Origin of the sequence: Paenibacillus sp. GM2, assembly GCF_900069005.2 — a bacterium.
In the GTDB taxonomy this organism is placed as follows: Bacteria; Bacillota; Bacilli; order Paenibacillales; family Paenibacillaceae; genus Fontibacillus.
This window is the reverse complement of the sequence record NZ_LN831279.1, coordinates 89,243-105,410: the sequence shown is the minus strand read 5'-3', so window position 1 is coordinate 105,410 and position 16,168 is coordinate 89,243. Positions and strand designations below refer to the sequence as shown.

Below are 16,168 nucleotides of genomic sequence, written 5' to 3'. Positions count from 1 at the left end.
ATATCGAATTATATCAGCTTGGCCGATAGCTTATGAAATTGCATTAACCTGCATATAACAGCTTGAGGGCTTTCTTCATTAACGAATCAACCGCTTCATCCGCGTTTAACTGATCCTTCAATTTCGCCCACACACGATCAAGCTCCGCATCCGTATAGCCCAGCGCCTTCAAGCCTTCCCTTGCCTCCGGCCAGCCCGGGCTGACATCCTCCAGTTCTTCCGCATCCGCAGAGACCGGATTGAACAGGGTTACGCCTCCGAAACCCTCAAGCTTGTCCTTAAGATCCAGAATCATCCGCTGCGCCGTCTTCTTACCGATTCCCGGCAGCTTGGTCAGGAAGGCGATGTTCTCGTTATGAATCGCGGCAATCACTCCATCCGGATTGCCGCCGCTAAGAATCCCGAGCGCTACGCGCGGACCGATGCCCGATACCTCGATCAGCTTGCGGAACAAGCGCTGCTCCTCCCGAGTCGGGAATCCGAACAACAGTTGAGCGTCCTCCCTGACATGGTGGTGAATATACACCGTAATCGCATCCTGCCCCTTGGCCGGAAATACGTACGGGTTCGGACAAAACACGCGGTAGCCCACACCCTGTACATCAAGCACAATATATTCCGTCTCTACATAAGCAACCTGGCCTCGTAAAAAATCGATCATGACCTCAATACCTCATTTAACTTGGAATTTAAAGTGTATGAATGAGCGTGGCAAATAGCAACCGCTAATGCATCGGCCACATCATCCGGCTTCGGAATCGCCTTCAGCTTCAAGAACATCCGGGTCATCTCCTGCACCTGGCGTTTCTCCGCTTTACCGTATCCGACGATGGCCTGCTTAACCTGCATCGGTGTATATTCGGCAACGGGCAGTCCCTTCTGGACCGCTGCAAGCACGAGCACACCCCTCGCCTGAGCGACCGTCATCGCCGTCGTTACGTTGCGATTGAAGAACAGCTTCTCAAGTGCCACCGCATCAGGCTGATATTTCTCGATCAACTGGACCATTCCTTCGTAAACATAGAGCAGCCGATCTTCCTCCGGCGTATGAGCCTTCGTCTCAATGCACCCATACTGAACCGGTGTACATTTGCTGCCCTCCTTATCGATAAATCCAAACCCGACAATCGCAATTCCCGGGTCTATCCCCAATATTCGCAAATACAATCTCTCCCTAATATCCACTTTTGATAAGAAAACCTCTAACGAGGCCTTGCAATGATGAGTCAAAGGTTGGTTTTCTTGTGATTGCGATATAGAATTTCTGATCTTATGCTTCCTCGGGAACTATTTCAGATCTCAGGCACAAACAACGTACGCTCTGCCCCGCAGCCCCTTATCTTTTCCAGCTGAAGCGTTTCAAAGAAACGTACATCGCAAGCCTAAGCTTCGCTGCTGAATAAAAGACCTTTTGAACTCGCATTTCACGCCTTTATATTAATAATTCATCCAGATAATCTTGCAAATTCCGCTTCACCAAGCCGGAAAGAACGCATGTCCGATAAGCGAACATATGTATTCACTTCATTATAACAAAAGATTTCCACCCTTGCGGAAAAAGTTTAAAGGAATAACTAAAGGAGCTATCCCAAGTAGATATCACTACTTATAGAATAGCTCCCGTTCTGGCCTTGTTCTATTTATGCTGTTTTAGTGCTTCCTGCGATACTTCTACTGCGAAATCACTGAAGGTTGACAGCACACTGTTATATTCATCCACATCCTGGACGCGGATTCCTTGCTGCAATTGCCTCACTACATCTTCAGGCAGCACACTCTCCATCGTCTCTACATCCAATTGGAAAAAAGTACGCAGCACTTTCTCCTCCTTGGGCGGTCCTTCAAATAGGCTCAAATTCCCATCTTTATCGATGCCCATATACCCTGATCGCTGACATTCCTCGGATAATCCGACGATATGCTCCTCCAGCCAGACTTCGCCAAGCGAATCTACCCGTCCCGTCCATTCCGGATGCTCCTCGGCCAACGCTTCGATTTCCTTTGCATCCATAATGCCAAGGACAGAGCGCTCCTCACCACAGGTATATACTTTATTTAAATGGACGATACGAGCCCGCTTCCGATCCTGAAGCACCTTGACCCAATCAGTGGATGACGGTCCAGCCTGATCCTCGGCATAGCTGCGCAGCTTGCCTAGCGTCTCAAGCGCAAGCGGCTCACCGGTCATCAGCTTCTCAAGCTGACCGGACAGCTGTAATCCCATCCATGCCATTGCCGCAACCACAGCGCAGGCACTAAAGGTCCAAATCGCACGTCTCCATCTTTTCCAGCGTCTTCTCCATTGCTTTTTTGTACGGAATATATTCACGATGATCCCCTTCTATCGACCTTTTTGATCATGCACTAATATTGTGACCGATAGAATCAGGAAATATACGGCGTTGCAAGCTGTACACTCGTCTGTAAACGCAAAAAACAGCCATTCGCAAATGACTGTTCTTGATCGGGACGACACGATTCGAACATGCGACCCCCTGGTCCCAAACCAGGTGCTCTACCAAGCTGAGCTACGTCCCGAAGTAAAAAACCTGACAAAGAAGATAATAGCACATCCGCCTTGGTATAGCAAGGAAAAATAGATATAAAAGAGAAAGGGGAATAATCAATGATTATGCCCCTGCCATAGCCACCCAATGTCCTTGAGAGACCTCTACTAATCTGGAATGCTCCAGCTGATACTTGTCCACATCGGAATAATCATGGAGGGCCGATCTCGTCTTCTTCGCTTCGATCCTCGGATCAGGTACCGGGATTGCTTTGAATAACGACTTGGTATATTCATGCTGCGGATTGGCATAGAGCTCCTCACTCTCGGCGAGCTCCACGATCTTGCCCATATACATCACAGCTACCCGATCGCTGATATGCTTCACCATAGAAAGATCATGAGCGATGAACAGATAGGTCAAACCAAGCCGCTGCTGCAGCTCATCAAGCAGCCTGACGACCTGTGACTGGATCGATACATCAAGCGCAGAGAGCGGCTCATCGCAGACGATGAACTTCGGTTCGACCGCAAGCGCGCGGGCAATCCCAATCCTCTGGCGCTGTCCCCCCGAGAACTCGTGAGGATATCGCATGGCGAAGGAAGGATCCAGTCCTACCATATCAAGCAGCTCCTCAACTCGCTTCTTTCGTTCCTCCTTGCTGCCGACAAGGCGATGGACATCGAGCGCTTCTCCGATAATATCAAGCACCTTAAAGCGAGGATTCAACGAAGCGTAGGGGTCCTGGAAGATCATCTGCATATAGCGACGCATCGTCTTCATTTCCGCTGAAGTTAGACGGTTCACCGCCATCCCTTGATATAATACCTCTCCCCCTGTTGGCTGATGCAGGCGAAGAATTGCCCGCCCGGTCGTCGATTTGCCGCTGCCTGACTCGCCGACAAGGCCCAGCGTCTCTCCTTCGCGGATAGTGAAGCTGATATCATCGACGGCCTTCAATATATTGCCCTTGCCCAGATCAAAATGCTGTCTTAGCGATCTAACTTCCAGCAGCGGACGGGCACTATCCGAGTTCGTCATGATCAGAGGCGACGGCTTCGCCTTCTTCTTCTCGTCCAGTCTGGGCAGTGCATTTAGCAGTTTCAAAGTATACGGGTGCGAGGGCTTCTCGAAGATTTCCTCGGTCGTGCCGCTCTCTACAATGGACCCTTCCTTCATAACGACGACCCGATCGCACATTCCTGCGACCACCCCAAGGTCATGTGTAATTAAAATGATCGATGTACCGAATTTCTCCTGAATATTCTTCATCAGGCTCAAAATTTGCGCCTGAATCGTCACATCCAGCGCCGTTGTTGGCTCATCAGCAATCAGCAGAGCAGGACGGCAGGCCAAGGCAATCGCGATCATCACCCGCTGACGCATCCCGCCGGAGAACTCATGCGGATATTGATTATACCTGACCTCGCTATTGCGGATCCCGACCAGCTTGAGCATTTCCAAAGCCTGCTGCTTCGCTTCCTTCTTCGATAGCTGCTGATGCTTGATCAGACTCTCCGAGATCTGTTTTCCGATTTTGATGGTCGGATTTAAGGAGGTCATAGGATCTTGAAAGATCATGCCGATATCACGGCCGCGAAGGCTCTCCATCTCTTTCTCCGAATAATCGGCCAGATTTTTGCCCAGAAAAGAAATTTCTCCAGCTTTCATATATGAAGGGGGCGAAGGCAATAAACGCATAATTGAACGAGCCGTTACGCTCTTCCCGCTGCCAGATTCCCCTACAATTCCCAGGGTCTCTCCCTTTTTAACCTCGAAGCTGACCCCGCGAACCGCCTCAACTTCCTGTTCACGGGTTTGAAAGGAAACCGTTAAATCCTTCACTTGTAATATAGTTTCCACATTAATCACACCTGTCTAGTATGTAATATCGTTAAATCTATCATTTCTAGTGTTGACATAAAAAACAACCTACCATAATATATACTATATCCATCGGAATAATGCAAATTTGCACATCAGGAGGGAAACTATTGTGGAAGTTGCCAGAGCAACCAAAGAGCAAACTAGAGAATCGCATTTTATCCGCTACATAAGTAACACCTATGCCAAAATGCTGCGGAATCCTTCCTATAAATATTTTTTACTCATTCTGGGAGCACCCGTTAATATCGCTGTTCTGCTATTTCATATCTCTCGCCGCAAGAATGATATCTATCACACTCTACTTGAGGAGACTCGTCTCGAATTGCTTGAATCCGGCTATATGGGACAACTGGTAGAAGAGACGCGGGAGCAGTTGCTGAAAAAACAGCAATTCTTCAGACAGAACGCAAGCGCGGAGCAGACGGAACGCGAGGCCCATAAAATAGCCAAGGCCAGATTTCAGGAGGAGCTGACCGAAAGCACGAATCGCAAGCTGCTGCTTAACGGACAGCAGAGATTGAGCTATGCCGAGACATTTGCCTCATGCATTCAGAGCCGGACCTTTTTGCTTCTCTCGTTCATTCCCGGGATTTTTATGTATCTGCTGATCCTCCTATATAGCAGTCCTTATATGAAATATGTGTTTGAGAGATTGCTAATGAGTCTGTTCGTCATAATGGGCGTATCTGTGCTTGTCTTTACGATTTTGCATTTGTCACCGATGAATCCGGCAGCGAATATTCTCGGCGAGACGGCTACGGAAGATCAAATCGCTAACTTTAATAGAATCTATGGATTGGATCAGTCTTACCTATCCCAGCTATGGAACAACATCAAGGGAATCGCCACCTTCGATCTGGGCAAATCGTTCGCCGGCAATGAGCAGGTGACCGCGACAATCGCCAGGAAGTTTCCTATCACCTTTACGCTGACGATGATCTCCCTGCTCATGTCCATGATCATCGCCATTCCCGTGGGGATTATATCCGCGATGAAGCGCAGTTCCTTCTGGGATTATACGTTTATGTTCATTGCCCTGATCGGCTTGTCCATTCCAAGCTTCTGGCAGGGGCTCATCTTTATATTGAATTTCTCGATCAAGCTGCACTGGCTGCCGGCCACGTATAACCCGCAGAACTGGCTGTCGATCATCATGCCGACAATCGTGCTGGGAACCGGGCTTACTGCCTCCGTTGCCAGAATGACCCGTTCTTCCACCCTGGAGGTCATTAACGAAGATTACATGATTACGGCCAAAGCCAAAGGGCTGAGCAAGCGTCAGGTGCTCTGGAGACATGCGGTCCGCAATGCGATGATCCCGATCATTACCGTCATCGGCTTGCAATTCGGCGGGATGCTGGGCGGATCAGCGGTCACCGAGAAAGTATTTAATATTAGCGGGATCGGCAGCTATATCGTAGATAAGCAATTTATCCCGGATATCCCGAGCATTATGGGCGGGGTTGTCTATACCGCAATTACGATCTCGCTGATCAACGTCATTATCGATATTTTGTATGCCTTTTTCGATCCAAGAATCCGAACCAGAATGAAACAATATTAAAGCAGGTGTAGATATGATCAAGACGAACTTGAAAACTTCCGAGGAATACAGCAAAGCGATCTTCGCTCTGGTGGTCTCCCTTGCCTTATCCGTACTGCTGCTGCTGAACAGCTACGATTTCTCAGCACAGACCGTTAAGCCCTATGTCTTTGCTGCTTTTGTGGCGTATGCGCTATTCACGATCATTCAGTTAGCCATTACCCTGCTGATCAGGAAGGATATTCTCCGATACGGAGAGATTAGAAGCTTCACGCGCGCACTCGGCTATGTACAACTGGCTAGTATTGTGACAGGGAATCTATTCACGGTCACTTCCGCCTTTTATCTCATCAAAAAGCAGAGGACCCCGGAATATGCCCTGGCCGTGTATACCTTGCTTACCGGGATCTTCGTTATTGCAATATCGGCGTTAAATCTGTTCAAGCCGTATGTATCCGATACATTTCTGCCGGCAATGTTCCTTTTGGTCATTGTCAGCCTATTTCATCTCATTGCATTACTGCTTGTGGCGAAGTATGTACGCGGCCGCCAAACCATCGCTTCGTGGATGTCAGTCGTAGCTTGTCTGCTGATTCTGACCTCTGCTACCGGCAATCTGTTTGCCCTGCTGCTTGGCATTAATCTGCTGCTGAAGATCCGCAATCAAGGGAATCCCGCCTCAGCAAAGTGGGAGGACATCTGGGAGAAAATTACGAGAAATACAGCAGCGATGATCGGCTTGTTCTTTATCATCTTCCTGTTCTCGATATCGATCTGCAGCCTGTTCACCTTCGATTACGCGATGGCAACCGAGAATAACTACAGCGCGATATTGCAGCATCCGAGTCTTGCTTATCCGCTTGGCACGGACAATTTCGGCAGATGTCTGTTCTCGCGCATCATATTTGGTGCACGTACTTCCCTGATTGTTGGACTGATCTCCACAGCGATCCCTCTCGTGATTGGCGGTATCCTTGGAGCGGTATCCGGCTATTATGGGCGGCGCACCGACAATATCATCATGCGGCTGCTTGATATTCTATATGCAATTCCCGGGGTGCTGCTGGCGATTGCGATTATAGCCGCTTTTGGCGCCAACACCATCAACCTGATCCTGGCGTTAAGCATCGGCTCCATTCCTACCTATGCCAGGACGATGCGGGCCAATGTACTGTTAGTCTCTACCTTCGAATATGTGGATGCTGCCCGAGCTTTCGGATCCAAAGATACCGCCATAATCTTCAAGCATATCGTTCCGAATTCTCTCGCACCAATGATTGTTAAGGCGACCTTAACGATCGGCGCGGCGGTAATCTCTACAAGCAGTCTCAGCTTCCTCGGTCTCGGTGTAGAGCCGCATATCCCGGAATGGGGAAATATTCTGAAGCTGGGCAGCACTTACTTGGAGACAAATTCCTACTTGGCAATTTATCCCGGGCTGGCCATCATCGCTCTCGTTCTCTCTTTTAACTTTCTTGGAGACGGGCTTCGCGATGCACTGGATCCTAAATTAAGCTAGCGTCATATTTATCTGGTATGTACTGTTTACTATTTTCGGTTGGCCTTCATTTTCATCAGCTATGCGGAGCATGCCTCTCATTTGTCGCATGGGAATGAATCAATATATATAACAAATAACAATTCAGGAGGGAACTATTCATGAAAAAATTTTCTTTGCTTGCACTGCTGCTTACGTTTGTGCTGGTGGCGAGCGGTTGCTCCGTAAAAACCAAGACAGATGCAGCAAGTAACCCGGATAACTCTGGAACAACGCCTGTCCAGAACAATACCCCGGTAGATATTGAAGTACTGAGCATGAGTTCAAATGAATCAGATATCAATATTATTCGCGACCAGTTAACGAAAAACGGCTTCAATGTGAAGCTGAACATTCAACCCGACTATGGCAGCTTCAAGGCACAGGAGGATGCGGGTAACTTCGATATCGCCCTGTCCAGCTGGACAACCGTAACCGGAAATCCCGATTATGCGGTTAGATCGCTGTTCAAGACCGGCGGCGACTACAGCATTATCTCTGATCCGGAGCTGGACAAGCTGATCGATGAAGCCGCCACCCAGACGCCGGATCAATACACAGAGACCTACAAACAATTAGAACAGCGTCTCGTATTTGACAAAGCTTATATTGCTCCGCTCTATATTTCCCTGAAGAGCCAGGCTGTGAACAAGGATGTGCTGAACCCGGATACCGTTCGACTCTCGAAATCCCGTGCCCTGGCTTGGGAGAGCATCGATTTCAACGATACATCCAAACGGGACAAGGAGCCGCTTATTCTGACGCAATCTGCTTCAGTCCTGACATCCTTGGACCCGATCAAAGGCAATGACGGGTCGATTAACCAGCTTAATACGAATATGTATGTACGCCTGATCAACCTGACGGATGATGACAAAATTACGTCTGACGGCTCTCTATCCTATAATCACAGCATCGCAGAAGGCAATACGGAATACTACTTCCTCCTTAGGGACGATATTAACTTTGCCAAGATCGATAACAAAAAAGCTGCCGACACCGGTGAGCGCGTAGGTGCGGATGACGTCATCTTCTCCCTCGACCGGGCCAAGGACAAAAACTCGGTACCTGATCACCGGACATACAGCTTGCATGAGCATATCAAAACCATTGAGACCGTGACGGATCTGACCGCGCTGGACAATGTCAAGCAATCTTCAGGCAGCGGTACAATCAAGGAAGCGCTGGAAGCGGGACTCGATACGAAGATCAAAGAGCTTGTAGCTGACAAGAATCAAGCCGACAACAAAGCAGGTAAATACCAGGTTGTGAAGCTGACAACAACCGAGCCTTTCCCGCAAGTGCTGAATTACCTGGCGCACCAGTCTGCCGGGATCGTCTCCAAGAAGCAGGTGGAGAGCATCAATACTTATGATGTAGCCAAGTTCGATGTGAATAAGGATATTCCTTACGGGGATCAAAACACAGTGACCGAAGGAAGCAAATACAACAACACTCTGTATGCCAGCGGACCCTATATTTTGTCTTACAAAAATGACTATGAAGGCATCTTCTACAAGAATCCTGGCTATCGGAAAGGTACAGAGTCCGAACCTAAAATCTCAACTGTAAAAGTCCGTTTTATCGCCGATACCGATAGCGCTCTGTCCGCGCTGCGCAGCGGTGAGATCCACCTCTACTACGGTGTGCCGGAGACGAAATTTGATACGATAGAGAGCGATAGCAAGCTGAAGCTGCAAAGTATTGAGAGCAATGCTGTATCTTATCTGCTGTTTAATACGAGCAATCGTGATGTAGCCAAGAGCGATGATCTGAGAAAAGCCGTGCTCTACTCGATCAATCAGGATGAGTTCCTGCAATTCTATAACAACAAGAAGATCAAGGCAGTATCGACCGTTAGTCCGATCGTCAAGACCGGCAACGAGCTGACGGCTGATCCGGCCAAGGTGAAGGAATACCTCGATAAATACAACGCGGCAAAATAAGCCGCAAACCCTATAATCTCCCAGCAAACGGGAAAAGAACCCTCGAATCCAGGCCATAATCCATTATGGCAGATTCAAGGGTTCTTTATTTAATGCGGTTGTTAAGAAGGTCCGCTTTGAACTGTCACTTAATTATAAACTATCAAATAACGGCTCCTCGGAAATAAAATGAACAGGCAGGTCAGGCAGCTTCGTCTGGAGCGATTCAGCTAAGTATTTCATCCCCGGCGCCTCACTCGCCGCATGTCCCAGGATCAAGAGTGCCCTCGGTTTATTTTGCGAGAGCGAATCCTTAACATATTCCGGCGTTTCCCATTCCGGCCCCTCGCCATATAGAATTAAATCGAGATTTTCCTGTTCAAATAGGGGAATTGCCGGATTTCCCCCGCCTCTGTAGCCGACCAGAACTCCGATTCTTTCGCAAGACATCGTGCGATCGCCAACGATTTGCACTTGTCTCAAGTCCAGCTGGCTCTTAACATGGGCTGCTATTTCCGCAACCGTCATCCGCGGCAGTCTGATTATCGCGGCAAAGGAACGATATCCCTCCAGTTTATCCAACCAGCCCAATTCCCGTACCAAGCCAGAGGTGATGCCATCCGGCCGGGAGCGATGTATCCCGTCATGATAGCGATAGACGGCAATTCCGCTTTGCTCGATCCGTCTTTTCTTCTCATGTACTACAACTGTTTCCGCAATCTGCTCCCCTGGCGGAAAATGACTATAAAATAAACCTTCATGGGTAATCAGCAAATTGACCCCGAGGGACTTCGCCCTTGCAATGACAGGCTGGCTGGCTATGAAAGCCGTGGCGATTCCCTTCACTGCCGTATCCGGGTCCCCATACTCCAGCCCGTCGACACCGTTCTCCGTAGAGCCGCCGCCAGAGTCTGCCAACAGCTCCAATACCTCACGTATGCTTATACTCATTGGATTTGATACCCCCTGCCTCGTCTCACCTATAAAAGGGTGGACTAATCCTCGGATCTTTTCCTTCAACCTATCATGCTCACAGACAAATAACCATAGCCACTTCTATCGGAAGTTTATCCAAATCAAGCCCTGCCGACAAGCTTACAGCTTGCTGCGTCTTCTAAATTCAATTGGCGTCAGTCCGGTTATCCGTTTGAACACTTCGGAGAAGCTGGCATGCCTCTGGTACCCTACAGCGCAGGCAATCTCGCCAACTCCCTTCGCTGAATCCAGCAGCATTCGCTTCGCTCGATTCATTCGGATTATCTGTATATATTCGGTAATCGTTAATCCATATGCCCGTTTGAAATCACTGGTTAATTTGCTTGAGCTCATACAAGCGATTTTTGTGAGTTCTGCCAACGGGATCTGTTCGGCATAATGCCGTTCCACATAGCTCTTTACCTTAGCCAAGGCCTCCAAATCCTTAACGGGAATTTCATGAGCAGCATGAACCATAAGCTCATTCGTTCCCCAATGCATCACCAGTGAAATAATCTCCAGAACCTTGCCTTCATAGTACATTCGCGCGAAATGGTCGGTTGGCTTGGACGCGCGAATTTGCTTCAATATCTGTTCCACCTCCGGGATCGTACCGGTGCCGTCAAGCCTGGTGCAGATCGTAGGCAAAGCCCTGAAATCCTCCGAATATTTTGCCGGCAGAATCTCTTGATAGAACTCCGGAAGCCAATTTATGCTAACGCCCCGCACAGGCATATTCTTCTGAAAAGTCTCTCTATGTGTACTCTTATTCCCCATGCACGCGATCAGATTCTCTGTCCGGGAGGCCTTTCTGCTGCAAATCAGCCGGGCTAACGGTGATTCGTAATACCCTAGACTTAAAGAGGCCGGATGTTCGCATTGAAAGGATATATCACGATAAAATACAAGGTCGCATACAGCAATCGCGTGCCAGCGATCTATGGGATAAATCCAGTAGTACCCTCTTCCTTCTGTCGGGGCAAGGCAATAGCAATAACCGCTGCGTTTGAAGTTATCCCCTCTCTCCACGGGGATCAGCCCGATCCCGGACAAATAGGGCAGAAACAGCTTATCCAATATGTTCTCCAAGGCTCATCCCCCCGTATTTACTGCTGGAAGCCTAAGCTTTTCCCCTAAAAACCATAGTTGCTCTCCACGTATTGACGCTAAAAAAAACAATTATATGATAATGATTATCAATATCATTTAATTGATTTTAAATTACATTCTTCTATAAATCAATGTTGCGGGAGGGTTCACCTTGAATGAAGAAAACACATTAGAGAAGGATGAGCAAACGAAGCTCATATTAAATGAGAAGCTGTACAAAGTCATGATCAGATTATCCTGGCCAGCTATCATCGCTATGGTCTTATATGGCTTAAATGCCGTTATTTCAGCCTTTTTTGTTGGCAGATATGTTGGCGAGAACGCATTGGCCGGCGTCTCGGTCGCCTACCCGTTAAGCCAGATCAGTGCAGGACTAGGCTCTCTTATCGGGGTCGGAGCAGGATCCGTATTAAGCATTGCCATCGGTCGCCAGGACAAGAGCACCCAGAAGCGACTGCTTGGGAATGTAAATTGCCTCGCCCTAATTGTCACAGCCATCTATATGATCCTTGGTCTGGTCTTCTCTACTCAATGGATCAAAATGATGGGTGGAGAAGGCGAAGCATTATTTTTCGGCGATCAGTATTTTCGCATCACAGTCCTCTGCTCCTTCTTCTGGATCTATGGGCTGGCTGCCAACATGATCATACGGGCAGAAGGCAAAATGAAATCCGCGGCTTTGCTAATGGCGATCGGTCTTGCAGCTGACATCGCGTTCCATTATATTCTTGTCGTTCTTCTCGATCTGGGGGTAGAGGGAGCAGCGTGGGCCACGAACATCGGCATGATTGTATATACGCTGCTGGGCTGGATTTATTTTAAGGGCGGATTCTCCTCCTTTAAGACAAGCACGTTCGCTTTTTATTGGAATGGCTCTATCCTAAAATCGATCACAAATCTGGGTATGTCCTCGCTGATCATGAACATTATGAACTTAGTGCAAGCCGTCATTGTATTCAACGCACTCGCCAAATACGGTACGATGCTCGATATCGCTTTCTACGGGGTGGTATACCGAATATTTACCTTCCTGCTCACGCCTATTTTCGGCCTAATGCGCGCGCTTCAGCCTGTGATCGGAATAAACTACGGTGCCAGACAGTATGACCGGGTCATCAGCTCGTATAAAGTTTTCACCTTGGCTTCAATGCTGCTGACCTTGCCATTCTGGATCCTTTCGATGACCGCTCCGCAGCTCCTTCTGGGAATAATGCTGCCCGATCAAGCCTTCACAGGAGCCCAATTGCTGCATTTCCGAATTTATATGGCGATTTTGCCCCTTTTATCTTCGATCTTCATGGCAATGACCTTCTTCCCTTCTATTAATAAAGGAAGGCCGGCCGTGCTCATCGGGATTGCCAGACAATTGGTGTTCTATGTTCCAGTCATGCTGCTGCTTCCCAGAGTATTAGGCGTATCCGGTATTTATTACGGCTCGCTGGGCATTGATACTATCATCGTGTTATGGACTGTGATTATGGTCAGACAGGAATTTTTAGCTCTGAAATCAGCAAAAGCTGAGGATTCCGAAGCAGCCGGACAGCTCAGTTGTACTTAATACTGAGCTGTCTGACGCTCTCGGCCTCCTCAGCCACTATAATCAGGCTGACTTCACTTCACAGCCTGATGGATATTCAGGTTCATCCTGTCTCCTGGTGTCTCCTGCTTTTACAATAAAGAGTTCAACAGGTTCACATTCAATCCCGATGTGTTCGGGAGTACAATATCGGCGCCAGCTGCTTGCAAGGCTTCGGCTTCACCGATGCCAACCGCCTTCATTCCGGCTGCTTTGATGGCTTCAACTCCGGCTGTTGCATCCTCGATACCCACGCAATGCTCCGGACTCACTCCAACCTCCTCGGCGCCGCGCAGGAACAGATCTGGCGCTGGTTTGCCGCGCTTCACAGAATCCGGATGAACGACATAGCGAAACAGCTTGTCGATCTCCAGGGAACGCAATATTTGCGGCGCATTTTTGCTTGCCGAAGCGATGACGGCCGGAATGCCTTGGGCCTTCAACTCAGTCAGCAATGAGACGATCCCAGGATAGGTATCGGCCGGAGTAAGATTAACCAGCAATGAGACATAATGTTCATTTTTTTGCCGAGCCAGCTCCGCCTTCTCCTCCTCTGTATAATCGTTCTCCTTGCCACCTAGTCGCAAGATTCGCTCCAGTGATTCGCCGCGGCTAATTCCCTTTAACGTCTCGTTAAATTCACGGTCGAACGGAATTCCGATCGATTCACCCAACTGCTTCCAAGCTACATAATGGTATTCCGCAGTATCGGTAATGACACCGTCAAGATCGAAAATAACTGCTTCCAGCTTCATGCTCTCACTCCAACTCCTCTTGTTTATTTATAACCTTAAGGGATTTACAGGCTAAGTTCAATGAGTTTCTCTGTACTTGTGACCGTCTGTCCATTCCATTCCACAGTGACAGTCCAACCGGCATCATTACGGATTTGTCCAGTTAGAACGCCGTCTTGTTCTGTCAGAGACAGGTCAAATTCAGCATCGGCGATAACCAGACGCTCCAGCGTGCATGTTTTGCCGCTCCAGGCTGAAGGCAGCTGTGGTCGCAATGTCAATTGTTGACGGGCAGCGAACGGGGCTACACCAAAGAAATGCCGTATAAACGGAACGGCCAGCGCATAGATTGTCCAGGCCTGGACAACACAGCCGTAATCCGGCGACATCTCCGAAAAGGAACCTGGGAGGGCACGTGAGAAGCTGCGGCGCATCCGGTTCAAAAGATCAAGCGCGGCATCGGCATTTCCGTTAGCTGCCTCAGCTACTGCATGTGCCCCGGTAGAGATCGTCATCGTGCCTTGCTGGAATGTTCCGGATAAGTACGTACCGTATTCACCGATAAATGTATCGTTACGCATATTATCCAGCGCTCTGCGCGCCTTAGCAGGATCGGCAATTCCCGCTTCCATCGGAGTGACAATAACCCAGTTCTTGTTCAGCAGCCAACCGTGATCCGCATCAGCAGTTCCGCTATTGGCGGCTTTGGCCAACAGACCTTCTACATACTCGCGATAGTCGGTCACCCCCTGCCCTTCGGCTAGCGAGACAAGATAATCAACCTTCGGTGCTACATCGCGAGCCGGTGCAACTGCATCGGCATACAGGCCTTCATCCTCCTGCCAAAATGAGCGATTGATCGCATCTATGCAGCGCGTTGCTAGTTCACTGTATTTGCTCTCTGCCGCAGCGTCTTGTAAATATGCGCTCATGTCAGCCATAGCTTGCAGTGCTTTTGCCGTATAGACAGCGCTGTCGATAAGCTCCATATTCAGGCCAGCGATTTCAATAATGCCGTAACCCGAAGGGAATAGATCATGATCCGGGTCCATCTCCTCCAACAGCCAATCGATGCCTTTTACACAATAAGCATAATGACGGCGCAGTAGTTCTTCATCCCCTGTCCAGCGGAATAAATCCCAGACAAAGGCGATATAATGCGCTGTCTCCTGCGTATTGCCCGGGTTGGATACAGCGCCAAGTGTCGTCACCTCATGGATGAAGCGACCATTGCCGTTAACCTCCTCGGATTTCTGCAGCAGCAAATTCAGCGTGTCCTTGGCAAGCTGAGGATCGCCAATCGCTAGCACACCCTGCAAGGAATAGGTATTGTCACAGCCAAACCACCAAGGATAGGTTGGTCCGCCGGCAGTCAGCGCACGTCCGGTCCCATCCACCTTCTGGATCAGCCATTGGTTATTCCACTTGGCCCAGGCAAAGACTTCATTCCAGTCCGTTTCCCCCTCGATCGTAAGCTTGGCCCGATCTGCCACAGCATTGTATACCGCTTGCTTCTCAGCAAGAAGCTCTTGATGATGCTCAGCGATCTGACGATATGAATCCGTACATTCTTCTGCGGATAGATAGGAACCAGCCACAAACAGATTGAAGCGGCGGCTCTCGCCAGCCGGGATCGTCAGTTCGGTTCGGAAGGCAATCCCGCAGCCTGCTCCGGCCGTGAATTCCGGACCGTACAGCTCGGCTCCAACCTCCAATTGATCCCCCGGCAAATCCGAACCCACTTGCACGAACCAGTTATTTTCTGGGTCGCGAACAAGCACCTCCCGCGGATTCAATACGGAAGCTTGATCTCCGGCTCCCTTATGGATACCGACCTCATCCGAGTACCAGACCGGCCGCAGATCGGTGCGCGCGAGCAGTTCTACCTGCAGATGAAGCTCTCCTTCGCCATAATGACGAAGCTCATATCCCGCCGTCATGCCTTTAACTTGTTCAGGCGCAAACTGCGTGCGCTGCATAGCTACAGGGATATAGCTAAGGCCATGATCGTAATGGAAACGACTGCCCCAGGGCTCGCTTGTAAACCCGTCAGCCCGGGACCAGACGGAGATATTCCGTTTCGTATCAGTCAGCTTCAGCCAGAAGCCGTCAAGCAGTTTAACCGGATGCAGCCAGACCCCGCCCATTTCATTAGCTATATGATGGCCGAAATCGGGAAAGTACCCGTCCTGTGTTCCACAAATCTTGACGTATTCTCCGCCGTTATAATATAAGTTGAATGGATGTTTGCTATTGATGCCAGCTATCTTCACCTTCATCTCCTCCATCTAATAAGCGGTAATTCCTCTTTTGATCACGAAGCAAACCTGAAAGGGTTTTCGGCATCGAATCTTGAATTCAGCCGGGTCTTCCG

At 49.2% G+C, this 16,168-nt stretch carries 12 protein-coding genes and 1 tRNA gene; 4 read left to right on the top strand and 9 right to left on the bottom strand.

The features are described from left to right. Positions 1–43 precede the first annotated feature (43 nt). The 5 genes from ruvA to BN1360_RS26310 form a co-directional block, all read right to left on the bottom strand. Complete coding sequence (gene ruvA / locus BN1360_RS10425) at positions 44–661, bottom strand: Holliday junction branch migration protein RuvA (RefSeq protein WP_068779802.1); 618 nt, start codon at positions 659–661, stop codon at positions 44–46. Continuing rightward, positions 658–1,161 carry a crossover junction endodeoxyribonuclease RuvC gene (ruvC, locus tag BN1360_RS10420; RefSeq protein WP_068779801.1) on the bottom strand — a complete coding sequence of 168 codons (504 nt, stop codon included), beginning with the start codon at positions 1,159–1,161 and terminating at the stop codon, positions 658–660. Before ruvC ends, ruvA begins: the two co-directional genes overlap by 4 nt. Before the next feature lie 475 nt (positions 1,162–1,636). Further along, positions 1,637–2,329 carry a BofC C-terminal domain-containing protein gene (locus tag BN1360_RS10415; protein WP_068779800.1) on the bottom strand — a complete coding sequence of 231 codons (693 nt, stop codon included), beginning with the start codon at positions 2,327–2,329 and terminating at the stop codon, positions 1,637–1,639. A 135-nt stretch (positions 2,330–2,464) separates the two neighbouring features. Then, positions 2,465–2,538 (bottom strand) — tRNA-Pro (locus BN1360_RS10410). Between the two features lie 92 nt (positions 2,539–2,630). Next, on the bottom strand, positions 2,631–4,370 hold the full coding sequence (locus tag BN1360_RS26310; RefSeq protein WP_068779799.1) for an ABC transporter ATP-binding protein: 1,740 nt from the start codon (positions 4,368–4,370) through the stop codon (positions 2,631–2,633). Between the two features lie 211 nt (positions 4,371–4,581). Here BN1360_RS26310 and BN1360_RS10400 point away from each other — a divergent pair, with 211 nt between their 5' ends. From BN1360_RS10400 to BN1360_RS10390, 3 genes are all read left to right on the top strand, one after another. Further along, complete coding sequence (locus BN1360_RS10400) at positions 4,582–5,958, top strand: ABC transporter permease (protein WP_082790029.1); 1,377 nt, start codon at positions 4,582–4,584, stop codon at positions 5,956–5,958. A 13-nt stretch (positions 5,959–5,971) separates the two neighbouring features. Next, positions 5,972–7,456 carry an ABC transporter permease gene (locus BN1360_RS10395; RefSeq protein ID WP_068779798.1) on the top strand — a complete coding sequence of 495 codons (1,485 nt, stop codon included), beginning with the start codon at positions 5,972–5,974 and terminating at the stop codon, positions 7,454–7,456. Between the two features lie 140 nt (positions 7,457–7,596). Then, positions 7,597–9,420, top strand: a complete 1,824-nt coding sequence (locus BN1360_RS10390; protein ID WP_068779797.1) for an ABC transporter substrate-binding protein — start codon at positions 7,597–7,599, stop codon at positions 9,418–9,420. Positions 9,421–9,552: 132 nt separating this feature from the next. Here the strand turns inward: BN1360_RS10390 and BN1360_RS10385 are convergent, their stop codons facing one another. Together BN1360_RS10385 and BN1360_RS10380 are read right to left on the bottom strand one after the other, a co-directional pair. After that, positions 9,553–10,350, bottom strand: coding sequence for a Nif3-like dinuclear metal center hexameric protein (locus BN1360_RS10385; RefSeq protein ID WP_068779796.1), 798 nt, complete (start codon positions 10,348–10,350; stop codon positions 9,553–9,555). 144 nt (positions 10,351–10,494) lie between these two features. Then, positions 10,495–11,463: a helix-turn-helix domain-containing protein gene (locus tag BN1360_RS10380; RefSeq protein ID WP_068779795.1), complete on the bottom strand. Its 969-nt coding sequence runs from the start codon at positions 11,461–11,463 to the stop codon at positions 10,495–10,497. 172 nt (positions 11,464–11,635) lie between these two features. On the opposite strand from BN1360_RS10380, the gene BN1360_RS10375 reads away from it, so the two are divergent. Continuing rightward, positions 11,636–13,042 (top strand): MATE family efflux transporter, encoded by a 1,407-nt coding sequence (locus BN1360_RS10375; protein WP_068779794.1) that lies wholly within the window; start codon positions 11,636–11,638, stop codon positions 13,040–13,042. Positions 13,043–13,152: 110 nt separating this feature from the next. Here the strand turns inward: BN1360_RS10375 and pgmB are convergent, their stop codons facing one another. Both pgmB and BN1360_RS10365 read right to left on the bottom strand, forming a co-directional pair. Beyond that, positions 13,153–13,815, bottom strand: coding sequence for a beta-phosphoglucomutase (gene pgmB / locus BN1360_RS10370; protein ID WP_068779793.1), 663 nt, complete (start codon positions 13,813–13,815; stop codon positions 13,153–13,155). A 44-nt stretch (positions 13,816–13,859) separates the two neighbouring features. Next, positions 13,860–16,067, bottom strand: coding sequence for an alpha-L-rhamnosidase-related protein (locus BN1360_RS10365; RefSeq protein ID WP_229520971.1), 2,208 nt, complete (start codon positions 16,065–16,067; stop codon positions 13,860–13,862). Between the last annotated feature and the right edge of the window lie 101 nt (positions 16,068–16,168).